Here is an 18925-nt window from a genome sequence, read left to right as displayed (position 1 = left end):
GCCTCCTCCTGTCATGCGCGCCACGCATCGGACGGTGGTCATCTCGTCATTTCACAGCGGCCCACGGGCGGCGGAAGGGTGTCCCCACACATCCCGACTGCCCCGGAGGGCCCCCATGCCCGAGCCGCATCCCCCGCACCGCCCAGCCTCCGGGCCGGCAGGCGGACCTGACGACACTTCAGCCAGGGGGCCGCTCGCCGGTCTCGTCGTCGTCTCGCTCGAACAGGCCGTCGCGGCGCCGTTCGCCACCCGTCAGCTGGCCGATCTCGGCGCCCGTGTCATCAAGATCGAAAGGCCCGGCACCGGCGACCTGGCCCGCGGCTACGACCGTACGGTGCGCGGTATGTCCAGCCACTTCGTGTGGCTCAACCGGGGCAAGGAGAGCGTTCAGCTCGACGTACGGTCCCCCGAGGGCAACCGGCGGCTGCGCGCCCTCGTCGACCGGGCCGACGTCCTCGTGCAGAACCTCGCCCCGGGCGCCGCCGACCGCCTCGGCATCGGCAGCGAGCGACTCGCCCGCGAAAGGCCCGAGCTGATCACCTGTGACATCTCGGGATACGGCGGCTCCGGCCCGTACCGGGAGCGCAAGGCCTACGACCTCCTCGTGCAGGCCGAGGCCGGGCTCCTGGCCATCACCGGAACCCCCGGGACCCCGTCCAAGGTGGGCCTGTCCATCGCCGACATCTGCGCCGGCATGTACGCGTACTCCGGCATCCTCACGGCGCTCCTGGAGCGGACCCGTACCGGCCGTGGCGTCCGGCTGGAAGTCTCCATGCTGGAGGCGCTCGGCGAGTGGATGGGATACGCCGAGTACTTCACCCGATACGGCGGGGCCGCTCCCGCCCGTACCGGAGCCAGTCACGCCACGATCGCCCCCTACGGGCCGTTCCCCACGCGCGACGGTCAGAACGTGATCCTCGGCCTCCAGAACGACCACGAGTGGGCCGCCTTCTGCGAGACCGTGCTCGACCGGCCCCACCTGGCCGACGACCCCCGGTTCGGGGGCAACGCCGACCGGGTCGCCCACCGGGCCGAACTCGACGCCGTCGTACGGGAGACCACCCTGGCGCTGAGCGCCGCGGAGCTCGTCGACAGGCTGGACGGCGCCCGCATCGCCCACGCCGGACAGCGCACCATGCAGGAGTTCAGCGCGCACGAGCAGCTCCGGGCCCGTGGCCGCTGGGCCTCCTTCGACAGTCCGGTCGGGGAACTGCTCGGTCTCGTCCCTCCCGTCACCGTGGGCGGACGCGCCCCCGCCCGGCTCCGGCCCGTACCCGCCCTGGGCGAGCACACCGACGCGGTCCTCGCCTGGATCGACACGCCCCGCGAGCACGCACCCGAAGGAGGAACGTCATGAACACGGAACTGATCGGCGTGCTGGCCCTGGCCGTCGTCTTCGTCCTGGCCTCCGTCACCGGCCTCAACATGGGCGTCCTCGCCCTGACCGCCACCTTCCTGCTCGGCGTCGTGTGGCTCGGGCACCCCGCCAAGGAGGTGCTGGCAGGGTTCCCGGCCGAGATGTTCGTCGTACTCGTCGCCGTGACCTTCCTGTTCGGGATGGCCCGCGCCAACGGCACGGTGGACTGGATGGTCCACTCGGCGGTCCGTGCCGCCGGCAACCGGGTGGAGATCGTGCCGTGGGTCCTGTTCCTGCTCGCCACACTGTTGTGCGCCACCGGTGCCGCCTCCCCGGCGGCGGTCGCGATCGTGGCGCCCATCGGCATCACCTTCGCCGTGCGCCATGGGATGAGCCCGCTGTACGCCGGGCTGATGGCCGTCAACGGAGCCGCCGCGGGCAGCTTCGCGCCGACCGGAATCCTGGGCGGCATCGTGCACTCGTCGCTCGCCTCGAACGACCTGCACGTCGACGGGGCGACGCTCTTCGGCGGCACCTTCGCCATCAATCTGGCCGCCGCGTTCGTGACCTGGCTCGTCTTCGGCCGCCGGCGCCGGGCGGTGGCCACCGCCGAGCGGGACGCCGACGTCCCGGCGGCGGCCTCGCCGGTCCTGAACGCCGAACAGGGGGCGACCCTGCTGGCGATGCTGCTCCTGGTGCTCGGCACCACGGTCCTCGCCCTGGACACGGGCCTGTTCGCGCTCACCCTGGCCGCGGGCCTGGCCACCGCCTTCCGCGCCACCGCCCAACGGGCCGCGAAGGAGATCGCCTGGCCCGTCGTGCTGCTCGTCTGCGGGATCGTCACCTACATCGCCCTGCTGCAGAAACTCGGGGTCGTCGACTCCCTCGGGGAGACGATCGCCGCAGTGGGTACTCCGCTCCTGGCCGCGCTGCTGATCTGCTACGTCGGCGGCGTCGTGTCGGCCTTCGCCTCCACCACCGGCATCCTGGGTGCTCTGATGCCGCTCGCGACCCCGTTCCTCGCCTCGGGCTCCATCACGACCACGGGGCTGGTCGTCGCACTCGCCTCGGCCTCGACGATCGTCGACGCGAGTCCCTTCTCCACCAACGGAGCCCTGGTGGTGGCCAACGCGCCGGAACCACTGCGCTCGGACACCTACCGCAACCTGCTGCGCTGGGGTGCGGGCGTATGCGCATTCGCCCCGGGCGCTGCCTGGCTCGCCTTCGTGGTGATCTGACGGGCGGACCGGCCCTCCGGAGGAGGTGTGTTCCCCGCCGAGAGGGCCGAAGCGCGTCCGGCGGGGGGCAGGCGGCCTTGGCCGAGGTGTCATGTTCACGTTAACATTCTCTCTCCGATGCCGTCGCCGGCACCGGCTGCACAGCGTGTGGCAGGCCGCACCGTCGCGGCAGGACACGCCTCGAACTGTGAGATCAGCTCCGTCGGGCAGGCCCGGACAGGCCGCCCGGACCGCTTCGGCCGGCGAACGCCGGCCCCCGCACCGGGAGTCACAGTGAAACGAACCCTCCGCAGGACAGTGAGAACGGGTGCCTTGTTGTGCGCCGCCGCCGTGATCGCCGCCGGCCTCCCCTCCACAGCCGCTGCCGGCACCGACCCGCCCGGGGCGGGCGCCGCGAACGTCCGGCAGACCCCGGACGAGAACGCGGCCCTCCTCGCCGGTGCCCGTGCGGGCCGGTCGGCCGTGGCGAAGGCGCTCGGCCTGGGCGGGCAGGAAGCCCTGGTGCCCACGTCCGTCCTCAAGGACGCGGACGGCACGCTGCACACGCGCTACGACCGCACGTTCGCCCAACTGCCCGTGCTCGGTGGTGACCTGGTGGTCCACACTGCGCCGGGAGGAGCCGTCAAGGGCGTCACCAAGGCGGCGGGCGCCCCCATCGCCGTGCCCTCCACCACGGCCGGCGTGACCGCCGACTCCGCGGTGTCCTTCGCCCTCGGCCGGGCGAGGACCGACGGTACGAAGGACCCCGCAGCCCAATCCGTGCGCAAGGTCGTCTGGGCGGCTTCCGGTAGCCCCACGCTGGCCTGGGAGACGGTCGTCGGCGGCCTCCAGCACGACGGCACGCCCTCGGAACTGCACGTCGTCACCGACGCGAGGACGGGCGGCGAGGTCTTCGCGTACCAGGCCGTCAAGAACGGCATCGGCCACGGCCAGTACGGCGGCCAGGTCACCCTCGGCACCTCGGGATCCACCGGAAGCTACCTCCTCAAGGACGACACCCGCGGCGGCAACAGGACCACCGACCTGGGGCACGCCCCCGACGACGACGCGCCCGGCACCCTCTTCACCGACGCCGACGACGTCTGGAGCGACGGCAGCCCCGGGGACCGTCAGTCGGCCGCGGTGGACGCCCACTACGGCGCCCAGCTGACCTGGGACTACTTCAAGGACATCCACGGCCGCAACGGCATCAGGAACGACGGGGTCTCCGCCCACAGCCGGGTCCACTTCGGGAACGCGTACTCGAACGCCTACTGGTGGGACCAGTGCTTCTGCATGACCTACGGTGACGGCGCCTACAACACCCACCCCCTCACCTCGATCGACGTGGCCGCGCACGAGATGACGCACGGCATCACGTCCTTCACGGCAGGGCTGCGCTACAGCGGGGAGTCGGGCGGGCTCAACGAGGCCACGTCCGACATCTTCGGCGCCGTGGTGGAGTTCTGGGCGGACAACCCGTCCGACCCGGGCGACTACCTGGAGGGCGAGAAGATCGACATCAACGGCGACGGCACGCCGCTGCGCCACATGGACCGCCCCTCCAAGGACGGCGACTCCGCCGACCACTGGTACCCGGGCATCTCCCGGATCGACGTCCACCACTCGTCGGGCCCCGCCAACCACTGGTTCTATCTGGCCTCCGAGGGCAGCGGTGCCAAGCTCGTCAACGGCGTCACCTACGACTCACCGACCCACGACGGCAAGCCGGTCAATCCGATCGGCCGCGACGTCGCCGCGAAGATCTGGTACCGGGCGCTGACGACCTACATGACGTCGACCACCGACTACGCGGGCGCGCGCACCGCCACGCTGGCGGCCGCCGCCGACCTGTACGGGAAGGACGGAGTCGTCTACAACAACGTCGGGAACGCCTGGGCGGCCGTCAATGTCGGCCCCCGCACGGTCCAGGGAGTCACGCTGACCAGCCCCGGCAACCAGGTCTCCACGACCACCGCAGCGGTCGACCTCCGGATCCGGGCCGTCACAGGCAACCCGGGAGCCACCCTGACCTACGCGGCCACCACCCTGCCCGCCGGCCTGGCCCTCGACGCCTCGACCGGCGCGATCACCGGCACGCCGACCACGGACGGCAGCTCGGTCGTCACCCTCACGGCGGAGGACTCGACCGGAGCCGTCGACGTGGTCTCGTTCTCCTGGCTCGTCTATACCCCCGGCAACTGCACCACGACACAGCTGCTCGACAACGCCGGCTTCGAGTCGGGGCCGAAGGCCTGGAAGGCCAACAGCAACTCGTCGTTGATCACTGCCGACAACTCCTGGCTCCCCGCGCGCACGGGCTCGTGGAAGGCCCTGCTCGGGGGCCACGGGAGCTCGGTGACCGACACCCTGACCCAGACCGCCTTCATTCCGTACGGCTGCCGGGCCACGGTCAGCTTCTGGCTGCGGGTCGTCACCAGGGAGGAGACCACGACCGTCCCGTACGACAAGCTGACGGTCCAGGTGAACGGCGCGAGGCCGGCGACGTTCTCGAACCTGGACGCGAGCGCCGACTATGTCCGGCGGACCGTCGAACTCGGTGATTTCGAGGGGCAGTTCGTGACCCTGGCGTTCAACGCCAGGGAGGATCTGGCCGCCCCGACCTACTTCGTGATCGACGATACCGCTCTCCACATCCATCCCTGAGTCCCGCGAAGCGGCGGGTCCCGTACAGGCCTGTGTGCGCCTCCGCTCCTGCGGAGGCGCACACAGGCCGTGTCGTCAGGGGCAGTTGACCATCGTGTCGCCGGTGTCGCGGGTGCAGGAGTCGAAGGCGGGACCGCCGTCGAGGCTGTCGTTGGCGTTGACGCCGTCGGCGGCGACGAGGGTGTCGCTGCCCTCCCCGCCGTTCAGGGTGTCGTTGCCACCCTCGCCCGTCAGCGTGTCGTTGCCGGCGTCGCCGTTCAGGGTGTCGTTGCCCTCGTTCCCATTGAGGGTGTCGTTCCCCGGCCCGCCGCTGATGGTGTCGTTGCCTCCCAGGCCGAAGATGGTGTCATTGCCCGGGCCGCCGTTGATGGTGTCGTTGCCGGGGGTCGCTGCCGTCAGGCCGGTGGCTCCGGCCGGTTCGTCGCCGACGAGGCGGTCGGCGTGCGGTCCGCCGTTGAGCCGGTCCTTGCCGCTGCCTCCGTAGAGGGTGGCCGGGGCGTCGAGGTTGGGGGAGACCGTGATGGTGTCGTCGCCGTCCTGGCCGCGGGCCTGTACGTCCGTGGGGAGCGGGCAGGCCACGGTGTCCTGGGCGCGGGGTGCGCAGGGGGCCGAGGCGCGTACCTCGGCAGTGGTGTCCGAGACGAGGACGATGTCGCCCTGGCGGCGGATGGTGATGTCGTTGTCCACCCCCTGACCGGCGGTGACGATCAGGGCGCCTCCGGACATCTCGACCACCGTGGCGCCGGCGAGGTCGCGCGACGCGGAGGCGAGTGGTGCCGCCGAGGCACCGGTGCCGGCCGACGCGGCGCACAGAAGTGCTCCCGCGGTGAGTAAGGCGCAGATGTGTCGCACTGCCATGTTCGTGTGTCTCCCTCGTCGTCGGTACGCGTTCGTCGTGGGCACGTGCATCGTGGGCGGGTGCGGCCGTGGCCGTACCCGCGGGCCGGTCACGGGCATTCGGTGACGCTGTCGCCCAGGTCGGCGCGGCAGGTGTCGCTCTCGTCGCCGCCACGCACGTAGTCGTTGCCGCCGACCTCGTCGACGGCGTCGAGGGTGTCCTGGCCCGGGCCGCCGTCGACGAAGTCGTTTCCGGTTCCCGCGATCACCTGGTCGTTGCCGTTGCCGCCGCTCACCACGTCGTTCCCGGCGCCCGCGTTGATGAGGTCGCCGCCGCCCCGACCCTCGATCGAGTCGTTGCCGGGGCCGCCGAAGAGGCGGTCACGGCCGCTGGAGCCGGTGAGCGTGTCGTTGCCGCCTCCCCCCGAGAGGAAGTCGGCGCCCTCGTCGCCTTCCAGGGTGTCGTTGGCGCCGCCGCCGTAGAGGCTGTCGTCCCCCGCGCCACCGACGAGGGTCACCCCCAGGCTCTCCAGGAACGACGTGACGTCGTCGGCCTGGTCACCGGCGTGGACGACGAGCTCGGTCAGGCTGCCGGCCCCCGGGCAGACGGCCTCGTTGGCGCTGACCGGCCTGCACCCGCCCAGGGCGGTCACGGTGTCTCCGGTGTCCCTGACCCGGATGGTGTCGCCGGCCTGCCACACCGAGATGGTGTTGCTCAGCCCCACGGCGGCCGTCACCGTGACGGCCGTGCCGGTCCTGCTCACCAGCGTGCCGTCCGCCGATGCCTCGGGCGCAGGCACGCCGGGCGTCGCGGCCGCCGGGCCGGCGAGGGCCAGTGCGAGGCCGAGTACCGCGGTCACGCATGCGATGGTGCGGGGTAACGCCTTGTCCATGGTCTACCTCCTGGAGAGCGTTCGGGCAGATCGGATGGCCTGAGCGCCCGCCAGGGCATGAGAACGACGTAGGCAGGCGTCGACCACGCGAGAAGCAAGCACGATTCAACGTGTACGAACACAATCAAACGTTGGATCGGGATGAGACTGGGGGTCCGAGGGATCGGTGTCAAGGAGTACCTCATCCGTCCCCGCGCCCGTGCGGGTCTCCGACCTGCGCCGATCCGTAGAGAGCGGATCTCATGAAGAACGGGCTTCGGCCAAAGTCGGCTCGATACCGTGGGCATCAGCCGCGAGCGGCGGCGCCTGCCGCGCGGGCGGCCCTGCGCCGGCGGCGGAGCAGCAACCAGGCGGCCGACAGGAGCGCCAGGCACGCCACGAAGAGCCACGGGACCTTCAGGAAGCCGTCGGTTCCCGAACCGCGGACGTCGTCCGCGCTCGCCGTGACGGTGACCTGCCCCCAGCCCGCGAAGGGGGCTCCCGCCCAGGTCTCGGTGAGTCGGACCTTCTGCCCCGGGAGCAGCTCGGCCGGTACGTTGGCGAGCCGCCGTTCGCCGGGCCCTCCCACGACCACGCCGCCGACGCGGAGGGAGACCCTGGGGGAGAGCTGCACGTTTCCCGTGTTGTGCAGGGTGTAGGAGACGGTCGATTCGCGGGTGCCGGTCCACGGTATCTGCGGGCTCCGCGCCGTGAACCGTACGTCCTCCACGGCCAGGCCGGGTTGCCGCGGCCCCTCGACGCGCAGATAGATCCTGGCTCCGACACCGCGCTGGACGCCGAGGTGGGAGCCGTCGGCAGGCTGCACGCGGGTGTCGACCGCGACGAGGGCGCCCACGTGGTCGCCGGGCGGGGCGTCGCGGGGGACGGTGAGGGTGATGCCGACCGTCACCGCCGAGCGGGCCGGCACCGTGACGGTGTCGTGCTCGGGCTTTCCCCAGGCACCGACGTCCCGTTGGGTCTCCTCGATGCCGCGTACGGCCAGTCCGCCGTCGCGTTCCGTGTTGTGGGCGTCCGCGACGTAGAGGCGGAACGTCAGCTCCGCGGCAGTGGTGTTGGTGACGACCGCGCGGTCGGTGAGCGTCGTGCCGGGTCGGGCCGGCAGTTCGAAGGCCGCCCGCGGAGTGATCGTGGAGTCCGCGGGCCTGACCGACCACTCGCCGTTGTCCGCCGCCCCGGCCGGTGTGGGGGAAAGGCTCGTCAGGAGGAGAAGGAGCAGGGTAACGAAGGCGCTGCGCATGGCTCGTCGGCTTTCCGGGCGCCGCGGGCCGGACGCGTGGCGTCCGGCCCGCGGGCGCTGTCAGAGGAGGGTGAGGGAGAGGATGCCGGTGTAGCTGCCGACGGGGGTGTACTTCGGGATGTCGAGGGACACGGTGGCGTCGGCGGTGAACTCCCCGCCCGTCATGTCACCTGCGGCGGCAGAGGCCAGGGTCGCGCCGTCCGTTCCGACGACGCCCGGGCTGCCCGCGGCACACGTGCTGGGGCTGTCGCTTGCGGTGGAGCAGACGGGGGTCCACGTGAGCCGGTTGGCCTCGACCTTCCCGCGCGGTCCGGCGAAGTCGGTGACCTTGCCGGTGAGTGACCAGCCGGCCGTGCCGCCGCGGAAGTCCTTCACGGTGACGGTGCCCAGCTGTCCGGCCGAGGTGCCGCCGGTACCGAAGTCGACAGGGGGGAGCCGGACGGGGTCCGCGGTGGTGGCCATGGTCAGGACACCGGCTCCGACCGACGCGGTGAGCTGCCGTTCGGCCGTACCGGGGGCCGGCGGGTCGGTCGGGTCGGCCGGGTCGGCCGGACCGCCTGCGGCGGAGACCTTCCAGGCCTGGCCGGGCGAGCCGTCGCACGCGGACTGGACGATCCCGGCGCCGGCCGTCGTGGATCCGCCCCGGACGGCGAGGCACTTGCTGCTGTGCTTGGCGACGATGCGCACGTACCCGTCGGGGAGGGTCTCGAAGCGCCAGCGCTGGTTGTCCTTCCAGCCGCAGTCGTACTGCTTGACCTCAGCGCCGTCGGCGGTCGACTCGTCCGCCACGTCCAGGCACTTGCCGCTGTGCTGGGCGAGGACGCGCACGTAGCCGTTGCTGTTGTCGGTGAACCGCCACTGGCTGTTCAGGGTGCCGGCGGCGCAGGTCTCCTGGGTCACCGGCACCTGGTTGTCTGAGGAGCTGCCGGGCACGGCGGCGCAGGCGCCGCTCCCCTTGTTGGTGATCGTCCGGGGGTCCCCTCCGGAGCCGGATATCCGGCCCGTCGCGGTGTCGATCGAGACCTGGGGGTACCACGGAAGGATCATGGTCGTGGCCGTGGGGAACGCCAGCGGGAGCCACACGTACGTGGAGTCGTTGACGTGCTTCGGGTCGGACCACACGCCCGCCCAGCGGTCTCCCATGTAGAGGAAGGAGGTGGTGTCGCTGCCTTCCACGGGCAGGACGAACGCCGTCTGCGAGTGGTGGCCGTTGTGGCTTCCGACGTCCTTCATGGGCGACCACGGTCCCGCCAGGCTGGTGGCGGTGGCGTACTTCTGCTGGTTGGGGTCCCAGTAGCTGGTCCCGGAGGTGAGCATGAAGTAGACGTCACCGCGCTTGAACAGGGCCGGTGACTCGCGGTGCTGGCCCGGCCAGGGGTTCGCCACCAGGTCCTTCACCTGTGTGTAGTCGTCGCTGAGCTCGTAGATGTGCAGGTCGGCGTTGTAGTTGGCCGAGGAGATCATGTAGGCCTTGCCGGCGGCCTTGTCCTCGTACACGGTGATGTCGCGGGACATGTGCTCGGCGCCGGAGGCGTCCTTCGGCCGGAAGGACCCCTTCCAGGTGTAGGGGCCGTCGATCGTGGAAGACACCGCCACGGCGGCGCGGGCCTCGGCGTAGGAGGCGTCGGCCTCCTTGTGCATCCACATGACGAACTGTTTGGTCTTCTCGTTGTAGAGGACCTTGGGCCGCTCGATCACGGCGGAACGTATCTCCGGGTCGGCCTCCTGCGTCAGGACGTGGCCGCGGGGCTCCCAGTTCTTCAGGTCCTTGGAGCGGTAGGCGGAGACGTAGCGGAACTTGTTGTCGTCGCCGCGGTCCTCACCGAACCAGTAGTAGTAGTCGTCGACTTTGAGTACGCCGCCACCGTGCGCCTGCACCCCTTGTCCCGCGGTGTCCGGGAACTGGGTGCCGGGTTCGGTGGTGACGGGCGCCGCCAGCGCCGTCGGCGCCCCACCCAGAACGGGGAGGAGCAGGCTCAGGCCGACGAGGACGGATCTCACTCTTCGCATGCAGATCCTTGATGTCACCGCGCGTACGCCGGTACCCGGCACATGGAGAGTCCCGCTCTCCATGTGCACAGGAACCAACATTTCTGCGCGTGAACCAACAACTTTTGAGCAGAGGCTGGCCCACGCATCACCTGAATGTCAACAGCTGGTAAACAAATTCGACATTCCGTGCATGATCAACGACCGCAGCGTCACCTTCGGGGTAGGGCGCCCCGGGTCAGATCGTGGTCGCCAACGGGACGGAGATCTGCTTCAACCAGGCACCGGCCGCGAAGTCCCGGGCCTTGATGACGACGCGGTCGCGGTGCACCTCGACCTGGAGGCCCTGGTTGAAGACGCCGGGGACCGTGCTCTCGCCCCCTTGGCCGTTGTCGGCGAAGCCGGTCTGCACGGCCCCCGTGTTGATCACCGAGAACCCGTCCAGGTTCGCCGTCCCGGGCACGACGCGCCGCACGTACCAGTCGGACAGCGCCAGGTCCCAGTGCGTGTGTCCGCTGAACAGGAACACGTCGCGGTGGCGCCCCAGCAGCCCGAGGAGCGCGTTCGCCTGGAGGTAGTCGGTGGCGTAGAGCTTGTTCCGTGTGCCCGAGACCGTGTTGGGCAGGGGGTGGTGCGTGATCACCATGACCGGCTTGCGGCGTGCGCTCCAGTACCGCAGGCGCCCCTCCAGCCACCGCAACTGCGCCTCGCTCAGCCATACTTCGTCCCAGAGCTTCGGGTCGTGGTAGTGCATGTACCGCTCGGTGCCGATGGTCAGGACGGGGATGCCGCCGAAGGTGGTCTCGGCGTACACCGTGCCGCGCCCGGCGAACCGGTGGAAGCTGCGGAACAGGGAGTCCTCCGTGGCGCCGTTGGGCCAGGTGGCCAGGGAGAGCGTCTGCGGATCGGCGTACTTGGGTACGTAGAACTCGTGGTTTCCGATGGCCCACGCGACCTCGCGCGGGCGCGGGCCCCGTTCCAGTACCTGCCGTACCGCCGCGTATTCGAAGTCGTAGCCGCGCGGAGTGATGTCGCCGGCGACCGCGAGCCCCGAGCCGTGCGGGGCGGTGGCCCGGATGTCGCGCAGGGCGACGGCGAAGTCCCCCAGGTCGCCCTGGATGTCGCTGATGACGTTGAACGTGGACAGCGGCGCGGTGGGGGCGTGGCCGAGCGGCTGCGCCGCGGCGGGCGACGGGGTCGCGGTGCCGAGGGCGACGGCGCCGGCCGCCGCGGTGATCAGAGACCTGCGTTTCATGGTGGCAGCCCTTCCGGGGGGTGTGGGCCGCGATCGAGCGACCCGTGGGCGAGACGCCACATGTTTACGCAACCAAAGCGGCCGGCACGTGAATGACGGGCAACGCTTCCCCCGACCCGGCACCGCCGGTGACGGGCCGCAGGGTCCGCCACCGGCCGTGCGTGCCGCGCCGTCGGGACTACCCGCCCGCCGGGTCCGTGCGGAAGGTCCAGGACTGGTTGCGTCCCGTGTTGGGCCGGTAGGTGCCGACCGGGGCGCCGTCGGCGGTGGAAGCGCCGGTGACGTCGAGGAGGGTGCCGGTCGCTCTGTTGATCAAGGTGTGGTGCCCGTCTCCGGAGGTGGACAGCATCCACTGCTGCTGCGCGGAGGGTTCCGGAGGAAGCAGCGTGAGCGCGCCGTCGGCGACGGCGAGGGACCGCCCGCTGCCCGCGTTCGTCACCCGGTACGAGGCCGTGCTGCTCCAGTCGCCGGGCGCCGACCTGGTGAAGGCCCACTGCTGCGCGGCGTCGGACCGGTTCGGGGGGCGCTGGACCACGGCGCCGCCGGCCCCGGCCGGGGCGGCCGTGAGGGCCAGACCGCTGTGGTCGTTGACGAGGAGCCGCGGACCGGCGCCGGGGGCCGCCTGCTCGGGATCGACGCCGGACGCGCCCGGTACGACGAGGGTCGTGACCGAGTGGGGGGCGAGGGTCACGGTGACGCGTTTGCCGGTGACGGCGACGTCGGCCTCCCGGTGGACGTTGCGGGTCGCGTCCGTGGTGTAGCGCTGCACCGGTGCGGCGGAGACGTCCCGGAAGCCGGTGAGGTCCAGGGCGATCGTCCGGGCCGAACCCATGGGGTTGGTGTGCACGACGACAGCGCCCTGGCCGCCGGGACGCACTGCGGCCAGTGTGTGGTCGTCGTCCGTCCCGATGACGCGGGAACCCGGCCGGATGAACCGGCTGTACTGGGCCATCGCCCAGTACTTCTTGTTCTTGCGCAGCGGCTCCTTCGCGGCGTCGCCCGGGGTGAAGTCGGTCTGGATGAGGCCCCAGTTGGAGTCCTCGTGGGCCGGGGTCATGTTCTCGTAGTCCTCCACGGCCTGCCACAGCACCCAGGCGCGCGGTTCGAGCTGTGTGAGGTCGTCGGTGATGCGCTCGGCGAGGTCCAGCGCCGGGCTCATGTCGGTGAAGCTCTGCGGGACCGTCCCGCCGAGGTCCACCTCCGACATCCACAGGGGCTTGTGCGCGCCCTTGGCGATGTCCCGTGCCCCGCTGCGCCCGTTGGTGCCGTAGGTGTGGGTGTTGAGCCGTCCGACGGCGGAGCGGACCGTGCTGCCGTAACTGTCCCAGTTGGTACGGAACAGGTCCGGGTCCGTCTCGTCCATCGCCGCGATCGGCGTGCGCAGTCCGCTGCGGTCCAGCTCGGCGCGCAGTGCCGTGATCATGCGGGCCTGGGAGTCGCGGGACCAGTGAGAGCCTTCCTGCCGACCGCCCGCGCGCCAGTAGGCGGTGCCCGGTTCGTTGACGGGCGAGAGGGAGGCGAAGGTGACGCCCGTACTGTTCTGCACGCGCTGCAGGGCTCCGGCGAGGTAGGCGGCGAAGGGCTCGTACTGGTCCGGGCGGAGATTGTCCTGCGTGGGGTCGACCGCACCTGAGACGAGTCCGCTGCGGGTCATGAAGTAGGGCGGTGAGTTCGAGAACGCCTCGAAGGTGTCGGCGCCCCGGGCTCTGGCGGCCTTGAGCCACCAGCGCTGGTTGCCGTCGGCGTACGGGTCCCAGTGATCCGGGTTGTCCGGGTCCCACCCGCCGGGCGCCCCGGCGCCGGGGCGACTCCAGTGGCCGGGTACGGCTGCGCCGGCGCGCATGTAGGGCACGGTCTCCGGGCCGTCACCGCCGCCGATGTTGTAGCGGGCGATGGTGAGGCCGAGCCCTTCGGCGCCGTAGAGGGCGTCGGCGAGCCGGTTGCGCTGGGCGTCCGGCCAACCGCCCGTGACGTTGGCGAACCAGGAGAGTGCGGTGCCCCACCCCTCGAACGGGGCCTGCTGGTAACCGGGATCGAGGCGGACGGGGACCGCTGCCGGACGGACGGCGGCGGCTGCGGCCCCGGCTGACGCCGCACCCTCGACGAGGAGTGCGGTGACGACCGCGAGCGAGGTCGCGAGGGCGGTGCGCAGGCGGCGCCGGGCGGCGCACGGGGGCCTTCTTCTGGTACCGGACACAGTTGGTCTCCTGTCGGGAGCGGATGTGTACGCGGGGGAGGGGCGCCGGTGCAGGCGGTGCGTGTCCTGCCGGGCGCAGGGTGATGTTTACGTAAACACCACGGGGTGGGGAGAGTGTCGAAGCGGCGGGCGGGCGTGTCAAGAGAACCGGCGAGTAGCGTGAGCGCCCGCCCTTTCGGTGCGCGGCGCTAACATCCGTACGGAGTGCACCACGCACTCGGCTCGGAGTAGGGGTTCGGAGGTCCGGTTCACATGCCGCGCGAGGTCGGAGCAAGATCACCGAGGTCCCGTCCGCTGCGCCAGTCACCTTCCATGGCCGACGTCGCCGCGATGGCGGGGGTCTCGTCGCAGACGGTCTCCCGCGTGGCCAACAACCGGGAGAACGTCGACGCGTCCACCCGTGAGCGGGTGCTGGCCGCGATGAATATGCTCGGGTACCGCCCCAACACGGCCGCCCGGGCGCTGGTCACCGGACGGTTCGGCACGCTGGGCGTCATCAGCTTCGACATCAGCGCCTACGGCAACGCCAGGACCTTCGCCGCGATCTCCGACGCCGCCCGCGAAGCCGACCTCTTCGTGAACTTCATGGGAGCGCGGGCGCAGACCGGAGCCGCCGTGCGCCAGGCGTTCCAGCAGCTGATGGTCCAGTCGGTGGACGGCATCATCCTCATCGAGTCGCAGATCCTGGACACCCCCGAACTGCGGCTGCCGTCCACCGTCCCCGTGGTCTTCGCCGACGGGGACACCGGCCACCGCTACGCCAACGTCGACATCGACCAGGCCGAGGGCACCCGCAGCGTCGTGGCGCACCTGCTGGGCCTCGGCCACCGTACGGTCTGGCACGTCGCGGGGCCGCGCGACTCCTACGCGGCGCGCCGCCGGGCCGAGGCGTGGCACCGCTCGCTCAGGGACGCGGGCACCGTCGTACCACCGCTGCTCTACGGTGACTGGTCCGCGGCCTCCGGGTACCGCGCCGGACGTGAACTGGCCGGCCGCCCGGAAGTGACCGCGATCTTCGCCGCCAACGACCAGATGGCCCTCGGCGTCATGCGAGCCCTGCAGGAGGCGGGTCGGCGGGTGCCGCAGGACGTGAGCGTGACCGGATTCGACGACGTCCCCGAGGCCGCGTTCTTCCCCGCCCCCCTCACGACGGTCCGGCAGGACTTCGACGCCGTGGGCCGCCACTGCGTCGGACTGCTCCTCGATCAGATCGGCGGCGGGACGGGCGGCCCGCGCCAGGCATCGGTGGCGCCGGTCCTGGTGGTGCGCGAGAGTACGGCGGCCCCGGCCGGCTGAGCGGCCGGACGCCGGGGCACCCTCAGGACGTCCCGGCCTTCGCCGCCCTGGCGGCACGGCGCCCCGCCGCCACGGTGGCGAAGGTCTCGCGGTCGTCCAGGAAGCCCTCGAGGGCGAAGGTGGCGGCTCCGAGACTCACCGGGTTGTCCGGCACGGTGCTCAGCCGGAAGGTGAGCGCCTGGAGCGTCGCCGGTAGTGCGTGCGCCGCGATGACCTCGCGGGTCTGCCGCAGCAGGGGCTCGCCGAGCCGGTCGGCCACCCAGCCGCCCAGTACCAGGGCCTGCGGATTGAACAGGTTGAGGAGATCGGCCGCGGCCTCCCCCAGGTAGCGGGCGGTCCGCGCCACGGTTTCGGTGGCCACGGCGTCGCCCTCCGCCGCGGCGCGGGCGACCTTGCTGACCACGGCGTCCTCGTCGGGGTCCAGGAGGGGGCTTTCCGCGTCCAGTTCCCGCACGGTGCGGGCGATGCCGCGGGTGCTGACGTAGGCCTCGACGCATCCCTGCCTGCCGCACCTGCACTCGCGTCCGTCGCGGACCAGGCAGGTGTGGCCCCACTCCCCGGCGCTGTTGGTGGCGCCCCGGTAGAGGGCCCCGTCGACCGCGATGCCCGCGCCGACGCCGGCCCGGAGGGTCAGTACGAGCAGGTCGTCGACCTCGCGTCCGGCACCGAACCACATCTCGGCGACGGCGGCGGCCTTGAGGGGGTTGTCGAGGTACAGGGGCATCGGGAGGCGCTCGGCGAGGAGGGAACGCAGGGGCACGTCGCGCCAGGACCAGTAGGGCGAGAAGACGGATACGCCGCCCTCGCGCTCCACTAGACCGGGGATGCTGACCCCCGCGCCGAGGATGCGCGGGGGCGCGCCCGTGGCGTCCGAGAGGCCCTCGACCCCCGCGACGATGGCGTCGACCACGTCGTCCGGCCGGACGTCGGTCTGCGGCAGTGGCAGCCGTACGCTGCGCAGCACCGTCAGCGCCAGGTCGAACAGCTCGACCTGGACGGACGTCTCCGCCACGTCGATCCCGACCAGCGCACCGCGCTCCGCGTTGACCGCGAGGCGGGCCCGCGGGCGTCCGCCCTTGGAGTCCTCGTGGCCGGCCTCGCGCAGGACTCCCGCCTCCAGGAGCTCGGCGACGAGGTTGGCCGCGGTCGCGAAGGACAGGCCGGTCGCCGCGGCGACCTCCTGCCTGCTCACCGGGCCGGAAGCGGCGAAGACGCACCGCAGCGCGTCGAACCGGTTGCGGCGGCGGATGTCCTGGGCGGTGCGTTTCGCCATGGGTGCGTCCTTCCATGTCGTGGCAGAGGCCGTCGTCGTGTACGGGGCCGAGCTTATTCCATGCGTTGGACGATGTGTATTTACATGGGTTAGAAGAACTCCTAGAGTTTCGTCGCACAAGAGAGGAGCGACACCATGCACCTGACCGCACTGCCGTGCGCGCCCGTGCCGGGACGCCTGACCGAGGGACCCGTCTGGCACGCCGGACGCGGGGACCTGCTGTGGGTGGACATCACGGCGGGCCTCGTCCACCGGGCCCCTCTGGTGGCCCGCGACGACGCCAGCGGTCTGCCGGACCTGGGGGACAGGACGACCGTCAGCCTCGACCGGCCCGTCGGAGCGGTCGCGCCCTGCGCGTCCGGCGGGCTCCTCGCGGCCGCCGGAACGTCCTTCCTGAGGATCGACGAGGCCGGGACGGCCACGGAGTTCGCCGCCCCCGCCGTCCCCGACGACGGCACGCCGCGACGGTTCAACGACGCCAAGTGCGACCCGAGCGGGCGGCTGCTGGCCGGCACCATGGCCTACGACGCGACCCCCGGCGCGGGCACCCTCTACCGCCTCGACCCCGACGGCACCGTGACGACCGTGCTGAGCCCCGTCACCATCTCCAACGGCCTCGGCTGGAGCCCCGACGGCCGGCTGCTGTACTACGCGGACAGCCCGACGCACCGTGTCGACGTCTTCGACCACGACCCCGTCACCGGCACCCTCTCGGCCCGCCGTCCCTTCGCCGACACCAGCCCGGCCGGCATGCCGGACGGCCTGGCCGTCGACACCGAGGGCCGGGTCTGGGTGGCGGTGTGGGGAGCGGGACAGGTCAGGGCCTACGCCCCCGACGGCGCACTCCACGCCGTCGTGACGGTCCCCGCCTCCCAGGTGTCCAGCTGTGCCTTCGCCGGCCCGGACCTGGACCTCCTGATCATCACCACCGCGGCCGACGGGCTGACGGCCGCGCAACTCGCGGCGCAGCCGCACGCCGGCCGGATCTTCATCTGCCGCCCGGGTGCCACCGGTCTGCCGGTCACGCCCTTCGCCGACGACCCGGCGCAGCTCCCCGGGCCCTCCACCACCTCATACGACCTCCGAGGTTCCGCATGACGACCGACCCCCTGGTTCCCGCACTCGCCGTCGCACCCGTGATAGCGATCCTGCGTTCCCAGTCGCCCCGCCACTTCGCCGCCACGGCCGACGCCCTGCACGAAGCGGGCATCCGGGCCATGGAGTTCACCCTCACCACACCGGGAGTCCTGCACGCGTTGCGCGAGTACGCCGAGTCCAAGCCGGCCGGTACCGCACTCGGCGCGGGCACCGTCATGACCCCGGCCGACGCGATGCGCGCCGTGGAAGCCGGCGCCACCTACCTCATCACGCCGGCCGTCTGCCCGGACGTCATCAGGGAGGCCCGCCGCCTCGGCGTCCCGGTGCTCCCCGGCGCCCTGACGCCGAGCGAGATCGCGGCGGCGTGGCGGGAGGGCGCCACCATGGTCAAGCTCTTCCCCGCCTCGGCCGTCGGCCCGGAGTACCTGCGGGCCGTCCGGGCACCCCTGCCGCACGTCCCGCTCGTCCCCACGGGAGGAATCGAGCTCGACCAGGCCCCCGCCTACTTCGCCGCGGGCGCGAGCGCGCTCGGCATGGGCAGCCCGCTGATCGGGGACGCCTGCGAGGGCGGCGACCTGGACGCGCTCCGGGAACGCGCCGCCACACTGCTGGACGGCATCCGCTCATGACCGCGCTCGTCACCCTCGGGGAAACCATGGCCGTCCTGGCGGCCGACCGGCCCGGCCCGCTCGCCTCCGGCACCTCGCTCCGTCTGGGATTCGCGGGCGCGGAGGCCACGGTCGCCATCGGCGTCAGCCGCCTCGGCCACGCGGCGTCCTGGACCGGGCGGGTCGGGGCCGACAGCGCCGGCACGATGATCCTGGACGGGCTGCGCGGTGAGGCCGTCGACGTCACCCGCGCACGCGTCGACGACACGGCACCCACCGGACTCATGCTGCGCGAGCGCCGCACACCCGACCACACCCGTGTCACCTACTACCGGCGCGGACTCGCGGGCGCCCGCCTCGACCCCGAGGACATCGACCCGGAACTCGTCGCCCGGGCCCGGGTCCTGCACGTCACCGGCATCACCCCGGCCCTCGGCGACGGCCCGCGGGCGGCCGTACGGCGAGCCGTCGACCTGGCCCGTACCGTCGGCGTCACCGTCAGCCTGGACCTCAACTACCGGGCCCGGCTGTGGAACCGGGAGGAGGCCGCGGCCGAGCTGACCCACCTCGTCACCCTCGCGGACATCGTCTTCGCCGGTCCCGACGAGGCCTCGCTGGTCGTTCCCGAGGCCGACGACCCCGCCACCATGGCGCGCACCCTGCTCGACCTCGGCCCGCGCGAAGCGGTCCTGAAGCTCGGCGCCCGAGGGGCCGTTGCGGTCACGCACGGCGGCGAGGCCGTCCAGGACATCGTGCCGGTCACCCCGGTGGATCCGATCGGCGCGGGCGACGCCTTCGTCGCCGGATACCTCGCCGGACTGCTCGACGGCAGCGACCTCCCGGGCCGGCTCCTGCTGGCCGCGACGTGCGGGGCCTTCGCGGTGGCCTCGCCCGGCGACTGGGAGGGCCTGCCCCGGCGCGCCGAACTGGACCTGCTCCACGGAGCGGACGTCACTCGCTGACCGGTACGTCCCGGCCGCCCCCATCACCACTCGACGCCA

General features: G+C 71.9%; 14 protein-coding genes. 7 read left to right on the top strand and 7 right to left on the bottom strand.

Annotated features, from left to right (window positions below):
- Positions 1-115 precede the first annotated feature (115 nt).
- From OG386_RS05405 to OG386_RS05395, 3 genes are all read left to right on the top strand, one after another.
- On the top strand, positions 116-1357 hold the full coding sequence (locus tag OG386_RS05405) for a CaiB/BaiF CoA transferase family protein (RefSeq protein WP_328787012.1): 1242 nt from the start codon (positions 116-118) through the stop codon (positions 1355-1357).
- Complete coding sequence (locus OG386_RS05400) at positions 1354-2595, top strand: SLC13 family permease (RefSeq protein ID WP_328787011.1); 1242 nt, start codon at positions 1354-1356, stop codon at positions 2593-2595. Before OG386_RS05405 ends, OG386_RS05400 begins: the two co-directional genes overlap by 4 nt.
- A 297-nt stretch (positions 2596-2892) precedes the next feature.
- The gene (locus OG386_RS05395) at positions 2893-5241 is read left to right on the top strand and encodes a M4 family metallopeptidase (protein ID WP_328787010.1); all 2349 of its coding nucleotides are present in this window, start codon (positions 2893-2895) and stop codon (positions 5239-5241) included.
- A gap of 75 nt (positions 5242-5316) precedes the next feature.
- On the opposite strand, the gene OG386_RS05390 is transcribed toward OG386_RS05395, so the two are convergent.
- The 6 genes from OG386_RS05390 to OG386_RS05365 all read right to left on the bottom strand — a co-directional run bounded on the left by OG386_RS05390 (position 5317) and on the right by OG386_RS05365 (position 13649).
- Positions 5317-6099: a calcium-binding protein gene (locus tag OG386_RS05390; protein ID WP_328787009.1), complete on the bottom strand. Its 783-nt coding sequence runs from the start codon at positions 6097-6099 to the stop codon at positions 5317-5319.
- A gap of 89 nt (positions 6100-6188) precedes the next feature.
- Positions 6189-6971 (bottom strand): calcium-binding protein, encoded by a 783-nt coding sequence (locus tag OG386_RS05385; protein ID WP_328787008.1) that lies wholly within the window; start codon positions 6969-6971, stop codon positions 6189-6191.
- Positions 6972-7257: 286 nt separating this feature from the next.
- Complete coding sequence (locus tag OG386_RS05380) at positions 7258-8208, bottom strand: DUF916 domain-containing protein (protein ID WP_328787007.1); 951 nt, start codon at positions 8206-8208, stop codon at positions 7258-7260.
- Between the two features lie 60 nt (positions 8209-8268).
- Entirely contained in the window at positions 8269-10218 is a 1950-nt protein-coding gene (locus tag OG386_RS05375; RefSeq protein WP_328787006.1) for an RICIN domain-containing protein, read from the bottom strand.
- A 217-nt stretch (positions 10219-10435) separates the two neighbouring features.
- Entirely contained in the window at positions 10436-11452 is a 1017-nt protein-coding gene (locus tag OG386_RS05370; protein WP_328787005.1) for a metallophosphoesterase family protein, read from the bottom strand.
- A 178-nt stretch (positions 11453-11630) separates the two neighbouring features.
- Complete coding sequence (locus OG386_RS05365) at positions 11631-13649, bottom strand: glycoside hydrolase (protein ID WP_328787004.1); 2019 nt, start codon at positions 13647-13649, stop codon at positions 11631-11633.
- Between the two features lie 312 nt (positions 13650-13961).
- On the opposite strand from OG386_RS05365, the gene OG386_RS05360 reads away from it, so the two are divergent.
- Positions 13962-14945, top strand: coding sequence for a LacI family DNA-binding transcriptional regulator (locus OG386_RS05360; protein ID WP_328787003.1), 984 nt, complete (start codon positions 13962-13964; stop codon positions 14943-14945).
- 22 nt (positions 14946-14967) lie between these two features.
- Here the strand turns inward: OG386_RS05360 and OG386_RS05355 are convergent, their stop codons facing one another.
- The gene (locus tag OG386_RS05355; RefSeq protein WP_328787002.1) at positions 14968-16218 is read right to left on the bottom strand and encodes an ROK family protein; all 1251 of its coding nucleotides are present in this window, start codon (positions 16216-16218) and stop codon (positions 14968-14970) included.
- Positions 16219-16353: 135 nt separating this feature from the next.
- On the opposite strand from OG386_RS05355, the gene OG386_RS05350 reads away from it, so the two are divergent.
- From OG386_RS05350 to OG386_RS05340, 3 genes are read left to right on the top strand one after another with little or no spacing between them, the layout of a single operon-like run.
- Positions 16354-17316, top strand: a complete 963-nt coding sequence (locus OG386_RS05350; RefSeq protein ID WP_328787001.1) for an SMP-30/gluconolactonase/LRE family protein — start codon at positions 16354-16356, stop codon at positions 17314-17316.
- Positions 17313-17945, top strand: coding sequence for a bifunctional 4-hydroxy-2-oxoglutarate aldolase/2-dehydro-3-deoxy-phosphogluconate aldolase (locus OG386_RS05345; RefSeq protein ID WP_328787000.1), 633 nt, complete (start codon positions 17313-17315; stop codon positions 17943-17945). The genes OG386_RS05350 and OG386_RS05345 overlap by 4 nt, the downstream gene beginning before the upstream one ends.
- Positions 17942-18886 (top strand): sugar kinase, encoded by a 945-nt coding sequence (locus tag OG386_RS05340; protein WP_328786999.1) that lies wholly within the window; start codon positions 17942-17944, stop codon positions 18884-18886. Before OG386_RS05345 ends, OG386_RS05340 begins: the two co-directional genes overlap by 4 nt.
- Positions 18887-18925: the final 39 nt, after the last annotated feature.

Source organism: Streptomyces sp. NBC_00273, assembly GCF_036178145.1.
GTDB lineage: Bacteria > Actinomycetota > Actinomycetes > Streptomycetales > Streptomycetaceae > Streptomyces.
Note: the sequence above shows the minus strand (reverse complement) of the source record. Positions and strands in the feature narration are given on the sequence as shown.